Genomic DNA, 20,627 nt, shown 5'->3' with positions numbered 1-20,627 from the left:
TTTTAGATAATCAAAAATTTGAACTTCATTAACTCTATCTAATACTCATCACCTAAAGTTTAAGGAGATAACAGAATGTTTCATATTATAAGTAGACACAGTAGAGTATTATAGTCAATTCATCCTATAATCTTCTTTCTAATAATTCCACGTATATGAGAAATTTTAACTTAATGTCTTTCTTTTATTATGCTAACTTAATGAATTTGTATGTTACCTCTTATACAGCTCAGATTGGCTTCACAAACCTCTCTTCTATAAAGAGTCAAATTCCATAAGTTTTTATTGAGTAGTAGTTTAAAGATATTATCTTACCATAAAAAATTATAATATTTACTCATAAACTAATAAATACTTAGAATTTACTTCATTATTTTTATCGCTTACTAGAAAGAAATCTTCAGTTAATAAAAGGATTTTTCTTATATATTTTTAACGTAACATAAAAACGTAACGATTTTCCTACTATAATTGCTAATTGAGTTATTAGGTTTTTTCTTCTTATTATTTCTCATATATGTTAAATTCTCACGTTAATAGTTTGTCACGTATGACAAGTTTATATTATACGATATACTATGTTATGAATGATGAGGAACTACTGAAGATAATGTCAGGTATGGAACTTCTGGTGAAAAGAAAAGCCTAAAGTAGGAATAGAAAAGGAATGTTATGTGGAGAGAATAATAAAACTGTTAAACAGCGTAAAAAATAGTAGCTATTTCTGGAATTATGAGGGCAGGAAAGTCTTTCATTGCGAGACAAATATTAAACAGACTAATAGAGAATGGAGTAAACCCAGTTGATACTTTAATTATTAGATTCGACGATAAGAGGTTGATAAACCTTAATTATGAGCTACTTCTGAAAATGTATAATCTTTAACTTATGTAAAAAAGGATAAGAGTAAAGCCCACTTATCTGGTGTTAGATGAGGCACAAGAAATTGAGGGCTGGGAGAGGTTCGTTAGAGGTTTAGAAGAAAGACGCGAGGCAAAGATAATTGTTACGGGATCATCAGCAAAACTATTAAGTTCAGAGTTTACGACTTTACTTTCTGGTAGGCATGTTGAAGTTAGAGTTACTCCTCTCTCCTTCTATGAGGTATTGAAATTTAAAGGGATAAGTGTGAAAGGAGTTGTTGAGTTAGCGGAAAAAAGATAAAATAAAGAAAGAACTGATAGAAATGATGAACTACGGAGGATTTCCAGACGTCGTTCTTAATCCAGAGGTGAGGGCTGAGCTTATTCACTCCTACTTTGACACGATTATTGTGAAAGATATTTTAGGTATAATATTAAAAGGGAGGAGAATATAAGGCCTCTTACTAAGTTTTGCATTTCCTCCTCTGCCTCTAAAATAACTTATAATAGCGTGTCCAAGTTCCTTAAAATCCCAGTAAAGATTGTTGAGAGGTACTCTGAATATCTTGAAAAATCATTCCTACTCTTTTTCCTAAAGAACTATTCAATATCTCCTAAAGTTGTAGAGAATTCACCTAGAAAGGTTTATGTAATAGATAACGGCTTTTTGAAGTATTTTTATACCGCGCCTCTCGGAAGGACTTTTGAAAGCTTAATTGTTCAGCATCTATATAGATATGCGATAAGAAGGTTTTATGAACTGTACTATTGGTCTTCTGAAGATTCTGAAATTGACGTTATCATAAAGATGGTAAAAAGATTCTCCCTATACGGATAACTTATGAACTGAATGATGAAAATGAGGAGAGAGAACTAAAGAGTTTAAGGAAGTTCAAAAAATATGCAGACTATGATGCAGCACTTATAGTTACGTTTGAGCAGGAGAGGGAGGTAGAAGAGATTAAAGTTCTCCATGCATATAAGTTCCTTATTAATATAGAAGATATATTGGACTCTTTTATGAGCTAAGATTATATATATAGAATAGTGATAAAGAAAACTAGTTACAGATCTCTGATAGTCTTATATTTCGACAACTGGAAATAATTCTTTCTTTCGAAGGAGATAAACAGACTCTTCATGATCTAAATTGTTGTCTTTAAGACTATATAACATAGAATTTTTCTGTAAAAGTATTATAGATATAAACATCTATTTAAACCTCTCTATAAAAGAGAGTTAAGGAATAAGAGGCTTAGATTCTTATCAAATCATAAGTTATGATATCACTACTGATCCCTCTGGGTCTGTAACGTATGGAGCTAATTCAGAGGATAGCATATATACTTCATATACTCCATCTCTTCCTAAATTTTCCAGAGTTGTACTTTTCTTTTCGTAAACGTATAACACTTGCTTAGAGATTACGACTATAGTATCTACGTTAGGTGAGACGTATATGTTGCCTAAATGTCTTAGTAATTCTATTTCCATTGTTCCAGTCCTATCAACGACTCTGTATAATAACGCATGTACATAGGGAGGTATTATTAAATTAACGTCTGAATATCCTGAAGAAAGAACCTGTTCATAAGCCCTAACGATGTCATTGACAATATTGCCCGGAATATTCCAATCACTTCTGTTCATTTTCTTGCTACGTTGTAATATGGACAAAGGATGTTCCCTATAGATTAATAAATCCTCTTTTCTACTATGCGTAAGATAAGCCTTCATAAAGACTGGCTGAGTTTCTTCTTTGGGTAGATCTGGCATAACTTTAAAGAGCGTATTTATTATGCTTAGAGGATATGGGACTTGCTTATCAGATTGTATTATTGCGTTATCTTGTACTTTTGTCTCATAAAACGGTATTGCTTGCTGATCCCATTTTATTATGTTAGATAAACTCTTTAAGGAAGATTTAACATAATTTTTCTCCGACATAGCATCACTTTTCTCAACTTTAGTTTTTTCATTAGTGAGTTCAACGTCATTAATTTTTATAGGAAACTCCTCCTCCTTTCCTATTAATTTTGAAGCCTCATTCCAACCTTTTAATATGTAATTGAACTCTTCCCTATTTAGGTGATATAGTAACCTCAAAAACTCACCGAAATGTGTCATCTCTTCTTTAGCAATATCATCATGGACTTTCTTTACGAATTCATCTGAAAATAGCTTTCCTTGTTGAAGATAATAGTTAATAGCATCAATTTCAGCAGCTAAAGCCCCCCGTATAGCCCTTATCATCTCTTCTTGATCCATCTTTTCCTTTCTTACATTTACTGAAGGATCTGTTGAAAACATATAATTATATCTCTTTATAAGATATATAAGCTTGCACAGAAGGCGTATCCGTAATTTAACTGTCGTGCTATTTGTTTTATCAAGAATCAGTTATCGATAATGTGCTTTGGCTAATAAACTCTGGAGAATAAAGGATCTAAAATAACTAACACTAAGCATAATTCTTTAAGATTACCTTAGCCAATAGAATAATTTGAATATATTTGCTATCAAAGATTTTATCCCCCTGGACTCGCGTTAGAGCGTCCAATACATAATAAATGTAATTTACTTTACCAATAAATTTTTTATAGTAAAACAAGTATAGCAGACTCAACTGGTATAATAATACTTAAGGGGAACAACGTGTGAGTAAATTACAATTTCCATGGTATAACTTAGACGTAATCCCAAAATATTTGGGTTAGAAGAGTAAGAGTAAATACCTTTTGGATTACGAGGAAATCTTGAAAGAGCTGTAATCATAAGGGAGTTTGATGGTTTCAAGTTCACCAAAATGAACCCTTGGATTTATTTAAAGATGTTGATCGTAATGTGCTCTTCAGAGATTCGTACGGAGGACATTAAACTAGTAACTGTTAACAGTGTGGTCAAGAATTTCCTCAACGTTAGGAAGTCCAGTCAAAGTCCTCATTACACTGGTTTGTCCATAAGTTCGGTGACAGAATAAGGGATTTACTCCTCAAGGCCTTCAGGAGATTTGAAATATATTACCATATAAGGCACATTATAATCTTTAATACTTCGAAAGATGTAATAGATGAAGAGGAGTGACTAGGAATTACTTAAGCTTTGAGGTGTAAATAATGATTATACGTGAAGCGACTTATAGTGATATTCAAGAAATGTCAGCAGTTTGGGGAGAGTCAATAGGTTCTTCTAACGTAGAAGCAAATAAAGAGATCTTTTCTATTTTCCTTGATCTAGGAAAATGTATAGTAGTGGAGGAAGGAGAAAGAATAATCTCTACTGCTTGTTATATTCCTTATTATAACTTAAGCTGGATAGGTAATGTAAGTGTAAAGCCAGAATATCAACGTAAGGGAATTGGAAGAAGAATAATGATTGGATTACTCAATGATATAAAGACAAGGAGTATAAGGCTTGATGCAACCAATGCTGGTTATAAGCTCTATAGAGATCTTGGTTTTGAAGAAGAGTATAAAACTGTGGTTTATGATATTTCGCAAGTTAGAGGAGAGGGAAAAGCTAAAATAACAGAAAAGCTCGAGGATTAGATGCTTAAACTGGATAAAATGGCCTTCGGCGATGATAGGTCAAAACTTTTGTCACGAATTAAGGGTAAAATAGTATATAATGAGGGTGGTTTCGGTATAGTTTACCGAAACGTTATAGGTCCATTAATAGCTGTTAATGAGCTAAGTGCTGAAGAATTGATTAGATATGCTGTATCGAATCTAAGAGTAAGGTTAATTATAACTGTCAAAGAGGAATTCATAAAGAGTCTGGGAGGCGAGAAAGTTTACGAATGCGTAAGAATGAGAAAAGGGGATAAAATAAATGAGGATAAGGAGCTAATTTATGGTATCTTCAGATATTCGTTCGGTTAGTTCTGAGTGAGAAGAAATTATTATATTCTATATTTATCATAATTAAATTACTTAATGTTAGCCTATACTATCATATGTAATAAAATTCTCTATTTTAGAACAAAATTTTATAACTTAGCTATCGTCTCTTCAATTTATTAGCCACTTTCTTGTAGTACCTCCGTAGAATTTGTTTACGAGTTAAGCACTATCTCATTTTAACCGATGATATGGAAGTCGTTAGAAGATCTCAGCAAAAAGAATATTTTTAACTTCATGTCTTTTATTTAATATAGAGATATTAACATGTAAAAATTTTTAGCTTATGAAAATATACAGCACTGTGGAGACTATAATTAAAAGTATATCAAGGATGAAGGCTATTAGTGCTGGTCCAGTAGTTACGGGTAATGGTTTCCCAATTAATGGTGCTGGAAGGACTCTTGTTAACGTAAGTAAGAGGTAATTAATCCACCAATAGACGATTTCTAGTAAATAAATTATTTTTACGGTAAATAATCTAAAGGCAAGAATGAATAGTACCCCAGCAATTATTGAGAGAACAGCATCTAATATAAAGAATATTCTTATTCCAAAAGGTAAGAAGCTTAATCCGTATAAGGGGAAATGATCGGCACTCCAAGCAAAACTAAGTATCCCTCCTACTATCCCTAAACCTATTATTGAAGTGGAAACTCTTTTCATAAAAGTAATATTTAATTGACTACTTAATTAATTTTTTCCTAAATCAAAAGTTGTATTGAAAAGAGAATATTGGGAAAAAGTTTATAATCAATAAAAATGATGTAAAGGTCATGAAACTAGACAAAATTGGACTTGTATTAATTGCACTCTCAGCAATTATACTAATAATTGGAGGAGTATTCTTTGCACTGGCAGCAATGCCCCATACAGCAGTAAGTACTACCTCGACATCAACAACTAGTACAACAACAACTTCAAGTACTAGTTCCACAAGCACTACCTCGACATCAACTTCTACTTCATCATCCCCAGTCTGGGCTTAAAAATGAAGATAAAAGGGAAGATATTTCTATAAAATATAGTTTTTTATGATAATTGTAAAATAATAAAAGGACTAGATTATAGATGGAACAAGGTATATTTTACATTGGAAAATGTTATTTCCCCTTAAATTTACGATGAGAAAGACCTAGAACAACGGTTTGAAGAATCTTTTTCTTTCATAAATCCAATCTTCACTTTCCTCATGACATTCTATATTATATTTTTTACAGTAGTTTAATATATTCTCTTTAACTTTTTTCCACCACTCTGTATCACCTTCTTTATATTTTAACCCTCTGTAAAATCTGAACTTATCAAATACTATTCTAGTTTTAATACCTGAAATTTCCTCTATTACACTTTCGATCTCATGATCGTTAAATCCCTTGATTATAGGCCCTAAAAAGAGCCAAGTTTCAATGCCTTCTTCACTGAGTCTTTCTAATGCCCTAATTCTTGCCTTAGGAGGAGGTGCGTTAGGCTCTAATTCTTTCCACCTTCCTAAACTCGTTACAGTAAATCCAACATCAATTTTCTTCTTATTCTGTATTAAAACATCTAAATCCCTTAATACTAAAGGAGACTTTGTCTGTATTGAAACTCTAAAGTTATGACTAAGGAGAAGTGAAATACTTTCTCTAGTAATCTTCTTTAAAGCCTCTATTGGCTGATAAGGATCAGTTATTGTTGATACGCCAACTGTTCCTTTTCTCTTTAAAAATACTTCTTTTCTAAGAATTTCTAATAAATTCTCCTTAACAATTATTACCTTACCCCAATTTAATGATGCTTCTTCATTGGGAGTAAAATTGGGAGCATAACAATAAGTACATGAATAAGCACAGCCTAAGTAAGGGTTTAAGCTATAGTCTAATTCCTTTAATCTCGACTTACTTAAGGCTGTTTTAACCCTAATACTCTTTACGATAATTTCAATCACCTAATTCCCAAATTACTTCAACCATCTGGTTATTTTTTCTCTAGATAATAAGGATCTCTTAAGCCATCTGTTTATATCGGACTTCATTATATCCTTAACGAAAGTGATAGCATCTTCTACTCTATCAAAAATAATGGGCTTCTGTTTAAAGAGTTCTCTAATGTTCTCTCTTACAAACCAAACACCAATAGGTAAATAAAAGCCTTCATATATTTCCCTCCATAAAATTGCGGTAGCTTGTCTTTTTCTAGATGCCAAAAACTCTGAGACTGCTAATCTTGAAGCATAGTAGCACCCTCCAATTTTTGGATAATCATCCCTTCCTTTATAACCCTCATTATCTACTTCTATTTCAATGCTTTTACCCCATTTATTCCAAGTACTACCTGGAAACCAGGCTTCTCCCCATTCAAAACTCCAATATCCCGGTACTAGTATGGCTATAAATAGGTTTTTTCTGAAACTCCTAACGTATACTTCAACCTTATCTACACTCTCATACTGTTTTATTTTTTCAATTAAATTATCGGAAATTGTTTTATCAACAGCTGTTATACTCCACCTAGTAGGGACTAATCTTCTCTTTACTCCAATTCCTCCAACACTTAATATCTTAGCTATTTTCTCCACATCAACACCATAGTCGTAAAGTGTTACAATCCCCTCTTCGGCCTTTAGGTCTTTATCAAAATAGACCTTTTCAACTATCTTTAAGGGTTGAGAATCTTCATCAATCCTAATTTTCTCTAGAGGTGCTGAAGGACCTAAAGGTGGTAAATTATCATCTAAAATCTTTCCAGAAGGAGACCTCTTTAAGGATAATTCTATGGTTACAGGTTTTGAGGAGATTGCTAAAGTTTGAATATCTAATAATACTCTGTCTGGATCATTAGCCGAGCTAACGTGATATTTTATTCCTCCTCTAATTAACGAAAGTCTTGTTGATAGGAAATCGTCTAAACTGGAATTAAGCCAAAACTTAGGATCTTCATAGTGACTAGTATCTCCTAACGTTGGAGGTGTTGAAGGATAAACGAATATTTTAGGGTAACTACTTCTTCCAACAAATACGGTAGGTGGAGAAGAACCATAAACTCTCGTTTTCAGTAAATTAATTTTTTCTTTTACTCTAGCTGATACTAACAAAGGACAATAGGTTAGACCACACAAGTATTTAGAAGCTTTACATTTAACGCAAAGTTCTGGCTTTATCACTGTGTTTATGTTATTGAAGAAGTATAAAAGTTGTATTATATAATAGATTGAGTATTACGATTTTTCCCCTTATTCCTAACAACTATAGAAATGTATTGGAAATAACTTATAATATTTTTGTATCTTTCTCCTTAAGTGTCATGTTGATCTTATCGCATAAGTTTCAATTGGTTCTAAGGTTATTATGCTAGTTCTCATTTAGAGAAAGGATATTGTATAGTAACATCAAAACTTGAGCTCTTTCACCCAAAAACTTTTTGGGAAAGAGCTATATCTAGTCTTAATTCTCCACGTGTATTACGCAAGGAGGATAATACTCTAAATTAAATGGAAAATACTATAATTTCTTATGAAATTCATCTATATTATAATTACAAAAATATACTTAATATTCTAGAAAAATAACTCCTTAATAAGCCAAGATAAAATCTTTTATCAATTCTATTAAATATATTATTATGAATCTAATTTATAATATTCGTTATATATATAGGACTTTATTAATATAATTAAGATATTATTTACTTAGCATTTATAAATATAGATTTCATTATTTTTAATTTTTGGTTATTTATTTTTAGGTTTATGGTGATTCATACAAACTTTATTTTACGACATTAATTCAAAAAATTATCAATGTTTTGACTCTCACTATGAGTCAAAATTAAATAAATTTGACTCTTATTGTGAGTCAAATTTATTTAAGAATTAGTCGAAGTTAGTATATGAATAGGGAACTAATTCTGAAAGCATTGATTGATTGGAACTTTTGGTATAAGGATCAATTTACGGGCTATCTAAGAGAAGATTATGTAAAAGAAATTTTGAGTATTATTAACAGCTGGTATATCACAAGCGTGTTAGGAGTTAAAAGGGCTGGAAAGTCTACAATATTAAATCAAGTAGCTAAAAAAATGATTGAGAGTGGAATAGATCCTTTTGATATTTTGATTGTTAACTTTGAAGATGGAAGGCTAGCAAGTGTTCAAAACGTTGAAGATTTATTTAGATTATATGAAATATACCTTGAGATTAAGAGAAAAAAAGATAGTAAACCTTACATATTTCTTGATGAAATACAGAGGATTAATGGATGGGAAGGATTTGCCAGATCCTTAATAGACAGAAAAGAAGCTTTCGTAATAGTTTCCGGCTCAACTTCAGATTTAATAAGCGATAATATTAGGAAAAAGTTAGCGGGTAGGCATGTGGTAATAAGAGTTTATCCTTTATCTTTTAAAGAATATCTTAATTTTAAGGGTTTAAATTTACATAATGAAGTTGACATTATAGCAAGAGAATCTGAAATAAAATCTTATTTTAATGAATATTTAACTTACGGAGGATTTCCTGGTATAGTTAACAGTAATGTTAAAGAACAACTTTTGTCGTCACTATATGAAGACATAATAGTAAGGGATGTAATAACGCCTTGTAAGATTAAGGAGGTTGATAAGCTACGATTATTATCGCTATACTATATCTCTAATGTAGGGAATAGGGTAAGGCTAAGGAATGTTTCAAGGCAGCTTCAGATTCCTTTAAGGACTGTTCAGAGGTTTACTCAATGTCTCATTAGGGCTAATTTGATTTATTTTGTCAACCCTTTATCTCCTAATCTTTCAGTTATGACTAGAGCTGAGAAAAAAGTTTATGTAGTGGATCAAGGTTTAGCCAACATTATCGGTTATAGATTAAATTCTAATTTAGGTTCTCTATTGGAGAACTTAGTATTCGTAGAGTTAGTTAGAAGATATGGTGAAGAAAATGTATTTTATTATCGAGGTAAAAGAGGTGAAGTAGATTTCGTAATAAAGGAGAAGGATTCGGTGAAAGAAGCTTATCAAGTTACGTATTATTTAAATGAAAGAGAGTATAAGGGTGTTGAGGAACTTTTAAAGTGGAATATACCCGTTAAATTTCTCACATTCGATGAGGAAAGAGAGATCAATATAAAGGGAAAGAACATTAATGTATTGAAGGTCTGGAAGTGGTTATTGAACAACAAATAGTATAGTACACCTTGATCTTGAACTGTTTTACGTAACTTTCAAATTGCTTCTATATCATATTTTATGTTGACTAGTATTTATTTTGGAAATTGGACATTCCTTAATTCTCATAAAAACTGCATTTTCTGCCAAGATAACTAATTGAGATTTGATCTACCTAAAGTAGAAACTTTATGATGTAAGCGTTGATTCCTAAGTTCTAAAATACTCATAAAATACTGTTTAAACTATGTTTGAAGGGCAATAGTATACATGAAGCATTGCGAAGTTAGAGAAAGAGTCTTGAGGTTTTAAAGGCATAGTTTATTATCTCCCTAGTCAAAACTTATTTTGCACTTCCTAATAGTCCTACCAACAATAAATTTACCATAAGGTAACTCAAGTACTGCGCCATATTTCCTTATCTCTTTACTCCAATTTTCTATTTTTTCATAAGCATTTATCTCATCGTATGTGACACAGTAGGCTATAGATACCCCCATTAAAACGGTTCCTAGTGCTAGGTTATTTTCAAATTCTGTATTTGTCATTATGACAGTATCAAGATAAATATTCGTATCTTTAAGAAACCTTATCCTGCTTTCACTAAAGTTTAATCCTTTTGCTTCATCCCTTACAATAATTAATACATCCAAATCTGAATCCTTCTTATATTTACCTATAACTCTGCTACCAAAGAATATTATTGAGAGGACTCCCTCTCTTCTTAGCAAAAGTGTTGCTTTTCTAAATAATTCCATATTTTCTAAGATAATTCTCTGCAATTCTAATCACCTCATCAGAATATTTTATTCCTTGTACACACATCTCTTCGGTAACAAATTCTTCTGGATAATCTTTAAGTTCTAAAGCTCTCTTAGCCCTAATATTATCCTTTTTCGCTATATTTAAGAAAGCCCTAGCATATTCTCTGAACTTTGGTGGAATCACAAGAAACTTTCAAAGTAAAAGAATTAAATCTTTTGAGAAAACATTTAGCATCAATAATCACAGAACATAAACAAATCCTCTTTTTCTCCAACAACTTTCTAACGAAGAGCTTTATATCTGTCACATTCTATTCACATGTATTATGCAAGGAAAGTATTACATGAAATGAAAATATAGATGATAGAAACTTATAAACCAAATTCTTGTGATTTTAAATTGAACTACAAGCGTTTTAAATAAGTAAAAATTTTATGATAAGTAATCTTCGTATTTATGTTATTAGTAGTACTGAAAAAGTTAGTTTACCCTATATAAGTAAGATACTATATGATGTTAAACTGTTTATTCATATACCCTCATTTCAATTATTTTATACTTAATTATAGTGTATACACTTAGCAATCAACCACTTGCCATGTTTGGTGATATACAAATCATAGGATTCTACATAGGTCTGGAGGGCTCACGCAGAAATCTTAGCTGATACTATACTTGAAATATAACCTAAAAGAATTATTACTGAACACTATAGAACTCAATGATACTGTATTCATATCTTTGTTTTTTTATCTTCCCTTTGCTCAAATTGACATTGAGGAATTATTATAAAATTTGGCATACACTAAACACAAATAATATGAAAAAGAATTCAGTCCATAATAAATCGTAAGAAGGCTGAGAAACGATAATAAAGTATGTTATAAAGTTCAATCCATTATTATTTACCTTAGATATTTGCCTTCATTTAACTCATAAGCTTTTTTCTTCTTTATGTTAATATATTTTTAATGAGAATCTCTTTTGTTGGAATAAAAGGAGGAATAGGAAAATCAACAATAGCTTTGATGGTTGCAAAAGAATTAAGTAATAGGGGTTTTAATGTTCTTTTCCTAGATAGAGATATATTCTCATTTGCATCTAATCTTGCTGGAATCAAAAATAGTTTTTTCACACAAGTTGCGAGGGGTGAGTTACCTAGAGATTACTTTAAAGATCTAGGAAACTTAACTATTGCGAGGTTATTTGGAGAAGGAGTTCTATTTTTCAAAGAAATAGAAGAATTGCATAAAGATCTTGTGAAGAAAGAGATAATGGAGAAAAGTTATGCTGAATTAGTAAAAAGGAAGAAGTATGATTTCTTTATAATAGATAACCCTCCCTATGTTACGATGAAGAGTGAAGTGGTAGAACATGAATTAAGTATGTTTAGGAAAATATTCCCAAATGAGGAAATTTATAGGGTTTACCTTTCAACTGGTCTGTTAGAGGATGTAGAGATAACTAAAAAATATATTGATGAGACTGAAGCAGAAGCACCAGGCAAAGCTTTAGGAATAATAGTGAATATGGTTGTAGATAAGGAAAAAGGTATAGAAGTACTGAAATCTTTATACGATAATAGATTTTTAGTAGGAGTAATTATTCCTTTTATTGACGAGCTATTTCAATTTCAAGGTTCAATAGAAGATTTGCCGGTTATACCACAGATAAAGAATTTTGTAGATTCAATTCTTAAAATGGAGAAAAAAATTATTACTTATTAGTGCCAAACTTGTGCTTTTTTCCATTTTCTTTTTGAAGATGTAGTAGTTTTTTGTTGTATAGCATAGTAATCTCTTATTCTGGCTAATGCTTCTCTCCAGTCCTTAACTCCCTTTAGCATTTCAGCTAAAGTATTGTTCCCTATATATTTCAACCATGAGACTATATGCCCTTGTTCCAAATGCCAATTAACACATGCTGGATCTGTTGCTCCAATTCTTGCTATTTCTTTTTCTAATTCTTGTACGTTATGAGCTGTACCTACTACTTTTTCGTAAGATTTGAAATAGAATGGTTCCATGTTCTATTCATTTATTTGCAATTCTTTTAAGGCAATGGGGGTATGATGAAGCTGTTTTTCATTTCTTAGGCAATTAAGGAATTCCAGAAAGGAGAAAGGCTGTATTATTTTCTTTAATGGCAACGGCTTAAATGTTAAATACTTGCTAAGTAAATATATTTTTGTGAACGACATAAAAGAAATTGAAGAATACTATTCTCAAGGAAACTTAGTGGCTGCATTAAAGAAAGCTGAAGAAGTTGTTAAGCAAAATCCATCTAAAGAAGCATATAATTTGTTAGGAAAGATCCTTAAGGAATTAGGGGAAGATGACAAAGCTATTGACGCATTTATGAAGGCTGAAAATTATATTGAAGTTGCAAAAATATATATTTCAAAGGGAATGTATAAGGATGCGTTAAATATTCTTTCTAGTTTTAACGATAAGGAATCAAGAATTTTAAGAGCTTTAATTTATTTAAAGCTTGAAAATTACGAAGAAGGAAAAGAGGAATTAGTTGGGATTGATGATTCTTCGCCTTTATTTTATAAAATTAAAGGGATTATCGATTACTACACTGGAGATACTTATGATGCTATAAGGGAATTAAGTATTGCTATTACCCTTTATCCCCTTGATGCGGAATTATATTACTATAGGGCTTTAGCTAAAATGAAACTTGGAATGAATGCTGAAGATGACTTAAACACTGCAATGAATCTAAATCCCTATTTTGCTGAGGTTTATTTTAGTAAAGGAGTTTTATTAGAAAACGCTGGAAAATTTGAAGAAGCCGTTAATTATTACTCTAAAGCAATTAGTCTAAAGCCAGAATATACTGAGGCTTACATGAGGAGGGCAAAAGTCTATATGAAGTTAGGGAAGGAAGAAGAAGCTATTTCTGATATAAAGAAAATCAATGATAAAAAATGAGGGAATTCTATTTATTCTCTTTAGTTAGAGATATAATGATAAAGACCTTACAAAAAGCGTCTCAAAATTTTTGCTTTGTGTATAAATTTGAGACTTTATCTCCTTTCACAGCTATAGGATCTTCAGGGAGCTTATTTTTGAAAGGCACTGTTAGAAAAGATAGAGCATTAATCTACAGTAATTTCAAAAGAAAAGTTTCATTTTCATTAAAAGAGGGGAAAATTCTCGTAGGAAAAGAAGAGGAATATTCTCCTTTTGATTTCTCCTTTCAAGACAAACTGGTTGAAAAAATGTGTTATTGGGAAAAAGAAGCGTTATGTGTGACACATAGAAACAAAGTCAAGGTTAAAATTATTGATGGCAAGAATGTATTAAGTTCCTTAAGTGAAGATATAAAGAATCAGCTTTCGTTAACCCTTTTTAACTACTTTAAGAGAGAGGTAGGCTACACATTTGATAAACCAATAACCTTATACAAGATTATTATAAGTAATGAGAAAGTTTATTTACAGTTTGTAAGCAATTGGAGTTTCTGGTACGTTAATATTGAAGAATTTGCAAAAAAGGACTACTCGCTTATTCCTCTAATTAGATTGAGTAAAGAGATTAAAGAGACTCTAAATAGGTGAGAAGGATTTTCATTATCATCTGTAGATCCAAAACCCTTTACGTAATCAAACTCTGAAAGGAGCTTTGCTATTTCTTTCTCTTGTTGTGGCAATACTATTGCAAAAAGAGGTTCACAGAGTTCAGATAAATAATCGATATGCCAATGCTTCTTTCTCTTTTCTTTGGAAAAATGTCTACTTATTCTCTTATCACAATATAATCCGCATGAACCTACATAAACATAATAGCCTTCTTTTATAGGGAAGATTTTACTTTTAATTATCACTTCACCTTTTTTGCAGTTAAAAACTATTATATAACCTTTCATAGTATGATGTAAAATAAATGAACTAAAAAATTGATAAAGTTTTATTACTGATTACTCAATATTAAAACATATGAGTGAAAAGTTATATGATGCAAAAGATGTTATAAGATGTTGCTACAAACTTTCGGATACTGATATAGATTGCTTGTTTAAACTTATTGAATTAAATAAGCCAGTAACGTCAGACGAACTTTCTCAAATGATGAAAGTAAGTAAGACTACAGTAGAGAATAGTTTAAAGAAACTAATTGATTCTGGCTTAGTAATAAGAAGTAAGAGTGAGGATAAGAAAATTGGTAGACCAAAATATTATTACTCTATAGTTGAAAATATAATTAATAAGATAAGAGAAGATTTGTTAAATTGCTCGAAGAAAATGCAATTATCATTGTAGTATAGTTTCTTTTAATTTCTTTCTAATTTTATGTAATCTTTCTATATTTGTAAAGGAGTTTAATAAAAGGAATAAGGAATTAAAGTTAAATCCTAAAGCGATTCCTATGAAAATTAAAGGGTAAGGAGTGATAAGACTTATGAAGAGAATTACCAAAGAAGAATATGACATTATCATTCCTAACTCCATATTCTTTTTAGAATTTAGATAGGCCATATTCATAATGTCAATTAAGTTTAAGGAATCTAACAAGGCTTTTAAACCACTTTTTAAAGATTTTAGCTTCTCTTCTACTTGAGATGATAATAAATCTACAGTAGGAAAAGTTCTCAAACCTACTAATATATCTTCTAATAATTCTTGAGCTTCATCAGCTGAGACTACATCTAAGTAATTTTTAAAAGAAGATAATGAGGCGATAGATTTTAATGTAATCCATTCACTCTCTATTTTTTAAACTTTACTTTTAGTACGAAATATTGGAGAATTATATTTATAATCGATGTCAATAAACCTACAAATAACAGCTCATAAATTTGATTTACCATTATAATAATTCTTTAGATAACTCATTAATAAGCTCTGCTAATTGAAATTCTAGGTTTCTAACTTTATTTAATCTATCTAATAGTGCTAGACCTTTATCAGTTATAACATATGATCCATCTTTCTCCTCTACATATCCATTTTTTTCTAGGTAATCAATATATTTTTTTAGAATAGAAAAGCTCAAATTAGCATTTTTCATTAACGCTGATTTAGAGTTACGCCCGTCTTTAATATTTTCTAATATATCTGCAACTATATCAAACTTATCTCTCTTGGACCTCATACAATTTTATATTAGAATCATCACTTAAAAAGATTTATATAGACTTGTCTTTTTGACTCATTTCTTCTTTTTCTAACATTTCTTTTAATATTCTATAATCTTTTTCACCCCTGTACTTCTCTATTATTTTCAAAATAGCATCTGTTTCTTCTTTTGTATACGATTTTTGAACTAATTTATATAATTTTTCCATTACCTCAATTAGAGGTTGAATAGATTCTACATACTCAGGAATAGTTAACTCTGGCATTGAATTATATAGATTAATTAATCCTATAGATATAATTGATAATCCTTCTAATACAATATTCCTTAATTGTTCTATTTGTTGATTCTTATCTTGTAACTTCAAAATTTCATCTTTCTTAGTATTTAGCTCCTTAACATATTCAGCTATTTTTAATCTTTGAATATCTAGGTTTATCATAGCATCACGTACGTTCTTAGAAGACACGTACCTAACTTCTCCTTGACCTAAATTTGTAACTTTAACTAAATCTTTTATTATCAGTTCCTCGATACTTCTCATAATACTTTCTTTAGTCATCAAAGGTGATAATAAAGATATTAATGTAGAAGCATCAATTCCAGCTGGTCCAGATTGAGATATGGTAGTTAAAACTAATCTGTCCCTTTTATTTAAGAATTCCATGAGAGACAAAAATAAAATAAAGCTAAAAAATTCATCATGTGATATCTGCTCCGGGTAAAATATTATGGATTGGCAGTTATTCAGTAGTATTTGGCGGGATTTCACACGTTATAGCAATAAATAAAAGAGTAAGATGCGACATAAAAAGTTCTAACAATTTCATTTTTGAAACAACATACGGTACTTTCAAAGATAAAGGAAACGAATTAATCGAAAGTGTAATTACAGTTTTTAAAGAAAAGTTCGGAAGCTTACCCCCATTCCATGTGAAGTTATTTAACGATAAAGATTTTCAGATACATGGTAAAAAAACTGGTTTAGGAAGTTCCTCAGCATCAACTGTAGCTTTGACTGCTTGTATTTATTATTACTTATTCAAGAATTTAAACAAAGATGAAATCTATAAATTAGCACAGAAAGCAAATTATATTAGGCAAAAAGGTATTGGGAGCGGTTTTGATATAGCCTCAGCTGTTTATGGTTCAATAGTTTATAGAAGATTTTATGATATAGAGAAAGTAGATAGTGTAATTGAACCCCTTAAGATAGGAAACTATGAAATGCTCTTAGGTTTCATAGGTGAAAGCTTCAGTACTGTAAACTCTGTAGCTAAGTTTATTGAAAAAAGCAATAACGAGGAGTTTAAGAAAGTAATGAAATACATTGACGAGGAAAACATAATGGCAATAAAACTTATAAAATTAGGTAAAATTGAGGAAGCCATAGAACACGTGAAACTTGCTAGAAGATTTCTAAATGGTTTAGCTAAAAAAATAGTTGGTGTAGAGATAGAAAATGAGAAGATAAGAAGATTGATAGAAATGGCTGAAAATGACGCATTAATTGCTTTATCCCCTGGAGCAGGAGGAGAATCAGTATTTGTTTTAGGTAAAGATTTATCAAAGGTGAAAGAAAAGTGGGAAAAAGAAAACGTTATAGTTATAGAGTTAAAAGAGGATGAGGGTTTAAGAATTGAGGCTTGAAGCTGAAGCCATAGCTCCTTCAAATATTGCAATTATAAAATACTGGGGTAAAAGAAATGAGGAATTAAACTTACCATTAAACTCCTCACTTTCTGTAACTTTATCTGGATTAGAGGTTAAGACTAAAATAACTTTCTCAAAAGAATTTACAAAAGACGAGGTTTATATTAATGGGGAAAGGGCAAAAGATGAAGAAGTGAAAGAATATAGTGGTAGAGTTTTAAATATATTTAGAAAGTTATATGGTAAAGAAATTTACGCTAAAGTGGAATCATGGAGTAATTTTCCTAAATCTACTGGATTAGCTTCTTCAGCCGCAGGGATAGCTGCGTTAGTTTATGCTACTAATGAAGCTTTAGAGTTAGGTTTATCACAGAAAGAATTATCAAAAATTGCAAGAATTGGTTCTGGTAGTGCTTGTAGAAGTACTGCTGGAGGGTTTGTACTATGGGAGAAGGGAGAAAGAGATGATGGTGAAGATTCTTACTGCTACTCACTTTTCCCAGAAAACCACTGGAAAGAACTGGTAGATATTATTGCAATTGTGAGTGAAAAGAGTAAGAAAATCTCTTCTAGAGAAGGAATGATAATTACTGCTAAGACATCAAATTTAATGAAATGTAGGCTAAAATTTATAGAAGAAACATTACCTAAAGTAATTAAAAGTATAGAGGAAAGGAACGAGAAAGAGTTCTACTATTGGTTAATGAGACATAGTAACAGTATGCATGCAGTTATCTTAGATTCATGGCCATCCTTCTTTTACTTGAACGATACATCACTAAAAATTATGGAATGGATTCAAGAGTTTGGAAAAGCAGGATATACTTTTGATGCTGGGCCAAATCCTCATATTTTTACTACTGAAAAATACAAGGACGAAGTGATAAGATTTCTCAATTCCATAGGTGTTAATAAGATAATTATCTCTAAAGTGGGAAGTGGACCAAAAGTTAACAAGCTTCTTTAAGTTTTTCATAATATTTTCTCATTTTATCCTCCATACTATGATGATATACTATTATCGCCTTCTTTAAGTCTCTTATTGCTGTTATGAGATTAGAGAATTGTGAGAGAGGAGAAAGCTTGCCTTCATCGTAAATATATATGGCCTCATTTTCCTCCTTATATGGGACGTCAAAGAATTCATAATATATTATTTTACCTTCAGTTTCTCTCATAAGTTCCATTAATTCTTCTTTATCTATAACATTAGAACATTCTTGTGTTAGATCTTTTTTAATTCTTTTATATCCACTTCTATAGAGTATAGGTTGTTTGAATTCTGTCTCTTCTATCATATTTAATATTTTATAATCTGTAATTTCTTCTATTTTATTAAGATCTATTTTATTTTGTCTAATTAACTTTGAAATTGCATGAGAAAGAATAGCATTATACATTCCGACAACACTATGAAAATAAACATTCTTAAACATATACATTCTAGCTAGGAGAAATTGCTCAACTATTGGAATAGCCTTCTTTAATATCGCTATTTTTCCGTCAACATAAACTAAAACTCTTTTTAATCTTTCTATATCATAACTTCCATAACCTACTCCTGCATAATAAGAATCCCTTAATAAATAGTCTCCCCTATCAGCATCAACAAAGTTAGATATTATCTGTAAAGCAAACTTCTCTTCTTCATTAGTGGGGTTACTACCAATAACATTAATCATAAATTTAACAGGATCTGAAATATTACTATTCTTACCAATTTTATCGATTAAGTAAGAGTACTTAGAAATTAGCCTTAAACCATATTTTACATGAGTTTCTTTCCCATAGTACTCGATTTTCTCTTTATAAACGTCTCTAGTAACTTGTAAGGCTGACTCAAAAGTGTGAGAAAATGCTACATGACCAATATCATGCAATAAGGCCGAAAGGGAGATTAATTTAGCATAATCTTCAGTTAAAAAATCTATCTTACTGTTACTGGAAATGTAATGAAGAAACTCCTTAGCTAAGTGCATTGCTCCTAAACTATGCTCAAATCTAGTATGTCTCATTCCTGGATAAACCATGTATGCTAAACCAGTTTGTGAAATAAACCTTAATCGCTGAAAAAAGGGAGAAGAAATTACTGGTAAGATATCATCTGGAACTTCTATGTAACCGTGTATAGGATCTCTTATAATCTTCATATTAAGTTATATTAATTAAGGCATCTAAAATAGCTATTGCACCATCACTAACTTTCTTCTCCAATTCATCTTTACTAATCCATCCTCCTTTGACTAAACTATCACTGATTATAACTACGGCGCCACTCCTAATTTTCCTTAATTTACTTAACATAAATAAGGTAGCACACTCCATTTCAACGGCTATATTTCCTCTCTCTGACCATTTCTTTGCAAAGTCTTCATCTTCAGCGTAAAAAGCATCACTACTAAATACATTACCTAAATGGAACTTTAACCCCTTGTTCTTAAAAGAGTTGTATAAAGCCATGGTTATTTCGAAATCTGGAGTAGCTGAAACACAAGCTTGTTCTTTAAAGTATTGGTAAACTAAGCTTGAAGGATTATAGGAAGCACCAGTAACTATAACATAATCTCCAATATTAACCTCTGGAACTAAAGCACCAGATGTACCGTATCTGATAAATATCCTCCCTCCTAACATAGTTAATTCTTCTAAAACTATTGCTATTGATGGACCACCAATTCCATGAGTAGCTATACTTATTCTTTCTCCCTTGTACTTACCGGTGTAGATTAAAAAACCTCTATTTTCATTTACAAGTTGAGGTTCCTCTAAAAATTTAGAAAGGCTCTTGACTCTGCTAGGATCGCCAGCTATAATAACTTTTTCAGCTATATCCCCTTTCTTGGCAAGTATGTGAACTGGGTTCACAGAAAATATATCAGCCAAGAAATTTTATATCATTAATCATTACAGCCGGCGCTCATCATCTACTTAACAAGTATAAACAGTAATATTAAAATGTTAGAAAGATTTGGAATAAGGTTTAAAAACACAGAAGTAATATTTCATCTTATGAAAGAGAGAGTAGTTGAAGCAAAAAGATTAGTAGGAAAAAAGACTGTGAGGGGGAAGACTTACGAATATGAATACTATACACTACCATTAAATCTATATATACCAAAGTCTATGATAGAAAAACATGGAACTAAATATTTATTACAAGTGGATGAAGAATCTGGTACTATTACTATTAAACCTACTGAGAGTAAATAGTTATTTTACTA

General features: G+C 30.9%; 28 protein-coding genes and 1 pseudogene. 16 read left to right on the top strand and 13 right to left on the bottom strand.

What is annotated here, in order from left to right:
- Window positions 1-732: 732 nt before the first annotated feature.
- Genes STK_RS15620 through STK_RS15610 form a run of 4 tightly spaced genes read left to right on the top strand, consistent with a single transcriptional unit; the run spans window position 733 to window position 1,701 of the window.
- The gene (locus STK_RS15620) at window positions 733-885 is read left to right on the top strand and encodes a hypothetical protein (protein WP_010979000.1); all 153 of its coding nucleotides are present in this window, start codon (window positions 733-735) and stop codon (window positions 883-885) included.
- 39 nt (window positions 886-924) lie between these two features.
- Complete coding sequence (locus STK_RS15615; protein ID WP_010978999.1) at window positions 925-1,164, top strand: AAA family ATPase; 240 nt, start codon at window positions 925-927, stop codon at window positions 1,162-1,164.
- A gap of 25 nt (window positions 1,165-1,189) precedes the next feature.
- Window positions 1,190-1,318 (top strand): hypothetical protein, encoded by a 129-nt coding sequence (locus STK_RS15850; protein ID WP_269770904.1) that lies wholly within the window; start codon window positions 1,190-1,192, stop codon window positions 1,316-1,318.
- Complete coding sequence (locus STK_RS15610; protein WP_420825190.1) at window positions 1,297-1,701, top strand: DUF4143 domain-containing protein; 405 nt, start codon at window positions 1,297-1,299, stop codon at window positions 1,699-1,701. Before STK_RS15850 ends, STK_RS15610 begins: the two co-directional genes overlap by 22 nt.
- Window positions 1,702-2,141: 440 nt before the next feature.
- Here STK_RS15610 and STK_RS05520 read toward each other — a convergent pair whose 3' ends face one another.
- Window positions 2,142-3,173 carry an encapsulin gene (locus tag STK_RS05520; protein WP_010978997.1) on the bottom strand — a complete coding sequence of 344 codons (1,032 nt, stop codon included), beginning with the start codon at window positions 3,171-3,173 and terminating at the stop codon, window positions 2,142-2,144.
- A 428-nt stretch (window positions 3,174-3,601) separates the two neighbouring features.
- On the opposite strand from STK_RS05520, the pseudogene STK_RS15195 reads away from it, so the two are divergent.
- The 3 genes and pseudogenes from STK_RS15195 to STK_RS05510 form a co-directional block, all read left to right on the top strand.
- Window positions 3,602-3,878 (top strand): annotated as a pseudogene (locus STK_RS15195) (IS5/IS1182 family transposase); the annotation flags it as partial.
- Between the two features lie 101 nt (window positions 3,879-3,979).
- On the top strand, window positions 3,980-4,411 hold the full coding sequence (locus tag STK_RS05515; RefSeq protein ID WP_010978996.1) for a GNAT family N-acetyltransferase: 432 nt from the start codon (window positions 3,980-3,982) through the stop codon (window positions 4,409-4,411).
- Entirely contained in the window at window positions 4,412-4,744 is a 333-nt protein-coding gene (locus STK_RS05510; RefSeq protein WP_010978995.1) for a hypothetical protein, read from the top strand.
- Between the two features lie 297 nt (window positions 4,745-5,041).
- Here STK_RS05510 and STK_RS05505 read toward each other — a convergent pair whose 3' ends face one another.
- Complete coding sequence (locus tag STK_RS05505; protein ID WP_010978994.1) at window positions 5,042-5,428, bottom strand: hypothetical protein; 387 nt, start codon at window positions 5,426-5,428, stop codon at window positions 5,042-5,044.
- A 110-nt stretch (window positions 5,429-5,538) separates the two neighbouring features.
- Here STK_RS05505 and STK_RS05500 point away from each other — a divergent pair, with 110 nt between their 5' ends.
- Window positions 5,539-5,751 carry a hypothetical protein gene (locus STK_RS05500; RefSeq protein ID WP_052846454.1) on the top strand — a complete coding sequence of 71 codons (213 nt, stop codon included), beginning with the start codon at window positions 5,539-5,541 and terminating at the stop codon, window positions 5,749-5,751.
- 146 nt (window positions 5,752-5,897) lie between these two features.
- On the opposite strand, the gene STK_RS05495 is transcribed toward STK_RS05500, so the two are convergent.
- Both STK_RS05495 and STK_RS05490 read right to left on the bottom strand, forming a co-directional pair.
- On the bottom strand, window positions 5,898-6,683 hold the full coding sequence (locus STK_RS05495; protein ID WP_052846932.1) for a radical SAM protein: 786 nt from the start codon (window positions 6,681-6,683) through the stop codon (window positions 5,898-5,900).
- A 21-nt stretch (window positions 6,684-6,704) separates the two neighbouring features.
- Window positions 6,705-7,907, bottom strand: coding sequence for an Nre family DNA repair protein (locus STK_RS05490; protein WP_010978992.1), 1,203 nt, complete (start codon window positions 7,905-7,907; stop codon window positions 6,705-6,707).
- 725 nt (window positions 7,908-8,632) lie between these two features.
- Between STK_RS05490 and STK_RS05485 the strand changes: the two genes are divergently transcribed.
- Entirely contained in the window at window positions 8,633-9,919 is a 1,287-nt protein-coding gene (locus STK_RS05485) for an ATP-binding protein (RefSeq protein WP_010978991.1), read from the top strand.
- A gap of 314 nt (window positions 9,920-10,233) precedes the next feature.
- Here STK_RS05485 and STK_RS05480 read toward each other — a convergent pair whose 3' ends face one another.
- Together STK_RS05480 and STK_RS05475 are read right to left on the bottom strand one after the other, a co-directional pair.
- Window positions 10,234-10,683 carry a nucleotidyltransferase domain-containing protein gene (locus STK_RS05480; protein ID WP_052846453.1) on the bottom strand — a complete coding sequence of 150 codons (450 nt, stop codon included), beginning with the start codon at window positions 10,681-10,683 and terminating at the stop codon, window positions 10,234-10,236.
- On the bottom strand, window positions 10,646-10,849 hold the full coding sequence (locus STK_RS05475; protein ID WP_052846452.1) for a hypothetical protein: 204 nt from the start codon (window positions 10,847-10,849) through the stop codon (window positions 10,646-10,648). Before STK_RS05475 ends, STK_RS05480 begins: the two co-directional genes overlap by 38 nt.
- Before the next feature lie 788 nt (window positions 10,850-11,637).
- On the opposite strand from STK_RS05475, the gene STK_RS05470 reads away from it, so the two are divergent.
- Entirely contained in the window at window positions 11,638-12,393 is a 756-nt protein-coding gene (locus STK_RS05470) for a ParA family protein (RefSeq protein WP_010978988.1), read from the top strand.
- Here STK_RS05470 and STK_RS05465 read toward each other — a convergent pair.
- Complete coding sequence (locus tag STK_RS05465) at window positions 12,390-12,692, bottom strand: hypothetical protein (protein WP_010978987.1); 303 nt, start codon at window positions 12,690-12,692, stop codon at window positions 12,390-12,392. The two genes, STK_RS05470 and STK_RS05465, sit on opposite strands and share 4 nt — an antisense overlap.
- 163 nt (window positions 12,693-12,855) lie before the next feature.
- On the opposite strand from STK_RS05465, the gene STK_RS05460 reads away from it, so the two are divergent.
- Both STK_RS05460 and STK_RS05455 read left to right on the top strand, forming a co-directional pair.
- A complete protein-coding gene (locus tag STK_RS05460) occupies window positions 12,856-13,605 on the top strand; it encodes a tetratricopeptide repeat protein (protein WP_010978986.1) in 750 nt (249 codons plus the stop codon).
- A 137-nt stretch (window positions 13,606-13,742) separates the two neighbouring features.
- A complete protein-coding gene (locus STK_RS05455) occupies window positions 13,743-14,234 on the top strand; it encodes a hypothetical protein (protein WP_198429752.1) in 492 nt (163 codons plus the stop codon).
- On the opposite strand, the gene STK_RS05450 is transcribed toward STK_RS05455, so the two are convergent.
- On the bottom strand, window positions 14,174-14,542 hold the full coding sequence (locus STK_RS05450) for a GIY-YIG nuclease family protein (protein ID WP_010978984.1): 369 nt from the start codon (window positions 14,540-14,542) through the stop codon (window positions 14,174-14,176). The two genes, STK_RS05455 and STK_RS05450, sit on opposite strands and share 61 nt — an antisense overlap.
- Before the next feature lie 70 nt (window positions 14,543-14,612).
- On the opposite strand from STK_RS05450, the gene STK_RS05445 reads away from it, so the two are divergent.
- Entirely contained in the window at window positions 14,613-14,936 is a 324-nt protein-coding gene (locus STK_RS05445) for a helix-turn-helix domain-containing protein (protein WP_010978983.1), read from the top strand.
- On the opposite strand, the gene STK_RS05440 is transcribed toward STK_RS05445, so the two are convergent.
- From STK_RS05440 to STK_RS05430, 3 genes are all read right to left on the bottom strand, one after another.
- Window positions 14,928-15,269 (bottom strand): hypothetical protein, encoded by a 342-nt coding sequence (locus STK_RS05440; protein WP_052846451.1) that lies wholly within the window; start codon window positions 15,267-15,269, stop codon window positions 14,928-14,930. The two genes, STK_RS05445 and STK_RS05440, sit on opposite strands and share 9 nt — an antisense overlap.
- A 214-nt stretch (window positions 15,270-15,483) precedes the next feature.
- Window positions 15,484-15,768 (bottom strand): winged helix-turn-helix domain-containing protein, encoded by a 285-nt coding sequence (locus STK_RS05435; RefSeq protein ID WP_010978982.1) that lies wholly within the window; start codon window positions 15,766-15,768, stop codon window positions 15,484-15,486.
- 34 nt (window positions 15,769-15,802) lie between these two features.
- A complete protein-coding gene (locus STK_RS05430; protein ID WP_052846450.1) occupies window positions 15,803-16,420 on the bottom strand; it encodes a hypothetical protein in 618 nt (205 codons plus the stop codon).
- A gap of 38 nt (window positions 16,421-16,458) precedes the next feature.
- Between STK_RS05430 and STK_RS05425 the strand changes: the two genes are divergently transcribed.
- Entirely contained in the window at window positions 16,459-17,403 is a 945-nt protein-coding gene (locus STK_RS05425) for a phosphomevalonate kinase (protein WP_010978980.1), read from the top strand.
- The gene (mvaD, locus tag STK_RS05420; protein ID WP_052846449.1) at window positions 17,393-18,373 is read left to right on the top strand and encodes a diphosphomevalonate decarboxylase; all 981 of its coding nucleotides are present in this window, start codon (window positions 17,393-17,395) and stop codon (window positions 18,371-18,373) included. The genes STK_RS05425 and mvaD overlap by 11 nt, the downstream gene beginning before the upstream one ends.
- Here mvaD and STK_RS05415 read toward each other — a convergent pair.
- Both STK_RS05415 and STK_RS05410 read right to left on the bottom strand, forming a co-directional pair.
- A complete protein-coding gene (locus STK_RS05415) occupies window positions 18,357-19,556 on the bottom strand; it encodes an HD domain-containing protein (RefSeq protein WP_010978978.1) in 1,200 nt (399 codons plus the stop codon). The genes mvaD and STK_RS05415 overlap by 17 nt on opposite strands.
- A gap of 1 nt (window position 19,557) precedes the next feature.
- A complete protein-coding gene (locus tag STK_RS05410; RefSeq protein WP_010978977.1) occupies window positions 19,558-20,271 on the bottom strand; it encodes a purine-nucleoside phosphorylase in 714 nt (237 codons plus the stop codon).
- 144 nt (window positions 20,272-20,415) lie between these two features.
- Here STK_RS05410 and STK_RS05405 point away from each other — a divergent pair, with 144 nt between their 5' ends.
- On the top strand, window positions 20,416-20,616 hold the full coding sequence (locus tag STK_RS05405) for a hypothetical protein (RefSeq protein ID WP_052846930.1): 201 nt from the start codon (window positions 20,416-20,418) through the stop codon (window positions 20,614-20,616).
- The last annotated feature ends 11 nt before the right edge of the window (window positions 20,617-20,627 follow it).

It is taken from the genome of Sulfurisphaera tokodaii str. 7 (assembly GCF_000011205.1).
In the GTDB taxonomy this organism is placed as follows: domain Archaea; phylum Thermoproteota; class Thermoprotei_A; order Sulfolobales; family Sulfolobaceae; genus Sulfurisphaera; species Sulfurisphaera tokodaii.
Note: the sequence above shows the minus strand (reverse complement) of the source record. Positions and strands in the feature narration are given on the sequence as shown.

What these genes read in the sequence shown, in the direction of transcription:
- STK_RS05500 (WP_052846454.1), top strand. Translation starts at nt 5,539, where the DNA reads ATGAAACTAGACAAAATTGGACTTGTATTAATTGCACTCTCAGCAATT.
- STK_RS05450 (WP_010978984.1), bottom strand. Translation starts at nt 14,542, where the DNA reads ATGAAAGGTTATATAATAGTTTTTAACTGCAAAAAAGGTGAAGTGATA.
- STK_RS05505 (WP_010978994.1), bottom strand. Translation starts at nt 5,428, where the DNA reads ATGAAAAGAGTTTCCACTTCAATAATAGGTTTAGGGATAGTAGGAGGG.
- STK_RS05485 (WP_010978991.1), top strand. Translation starts at nt 8,633, where the DNA reads ATGAATAGGGAACTAATTCTGAAAGCATTGATTGATTGGAACTTTTGG.
- STK_RS05415 (WP_010978978.1), bottom strand. Translation starts at nt 19,556, where the DNA reads ATGAAGATTATAAGAGATCCTATACACGGTTACATAGAAGTTCCAGAT.
- STK_RS05470 (WP_010978988.1), top strand. Translation starts at nt 11,638, where the DNA reads ATGAGAATCTCTTTTGTTGGAATAAAAGGAGGAATAGGAAAATCAACA.
- STK_RS15850 (WP_269770904.1), top strand. Translation starts at nt 1,190, where the DNA reads ATGAACTACGGAGGATTTCCAGACGTCGTTCTTAATCCAGAGGTGAGG.
- STK_RS05445 (WP_010978983.1), top strand. Translation starts at nt 14,613, where the DNA reads ATGAGTGAAAAGTTATATGATGCAAAAGATGTTATAAGATGTTGCTAC.
- STK_RS05515 (WP_010978996.1), top strand. Translation starts at nt 3,980, where the DNA reads ATGATTATACGTGAAGCGACTTATAGTGATATTCAAGAAATGTCAGCA.
- STK_RS05405 (WP_052846930.1), top strand. Translation starts at nt 20,416, where the DNA reads ATGAAAGAGAGAGTAGTTGAAGCAAAAAGATTAGTAGGAAAAAAGACT.
- STK_RS05465 (WP_010978987.1), bottom strand. Translation starts at nt 12,692, where the DNA reads ATGGAACCATTCTATTTCAAATCTTACGAAAAAGTAGTAGGTACAGCT.
- STK_RS05510 (WP_010978995.1), top strand. Translation starts at nt 4,412, where the DNA reads ATGCTTAAACTGGATAAAATGGCCTTCGGCGATGATAGGTCAAAACTT.
- STK_RS05520 (WP_010978997.1), bottom strand. Translation starts at nt 3,173, where the DNA reads ATGTTTTCAACAGATCCTTCAGTAAATGTAAGAAAGGAAAAGATGGAT.
- STK_RS05430 (WP_052846450.1), bottom strand. Translation starts at nt 16,420, where the DNA reads ATGGAATTCTTAAATAAAAGGGACAGATTAGTTTTAACTACCATATCT.
- STK_RS05435 (WP_010978982.1), bottom strand. Translation starts at nt 15,768, where the DNA reads ATGAGGTCCAAGAGAGATAAGTTTGATATAGTTGCAGATATATTAGAA.
- STK_RS15620 (WP_010979000.1), top strand. Translation starts at nt 733, where the DNA reads ATGAGGGCAGGAAAGTCTTTCATTGCGAGACAAATATTAAACAGACTA.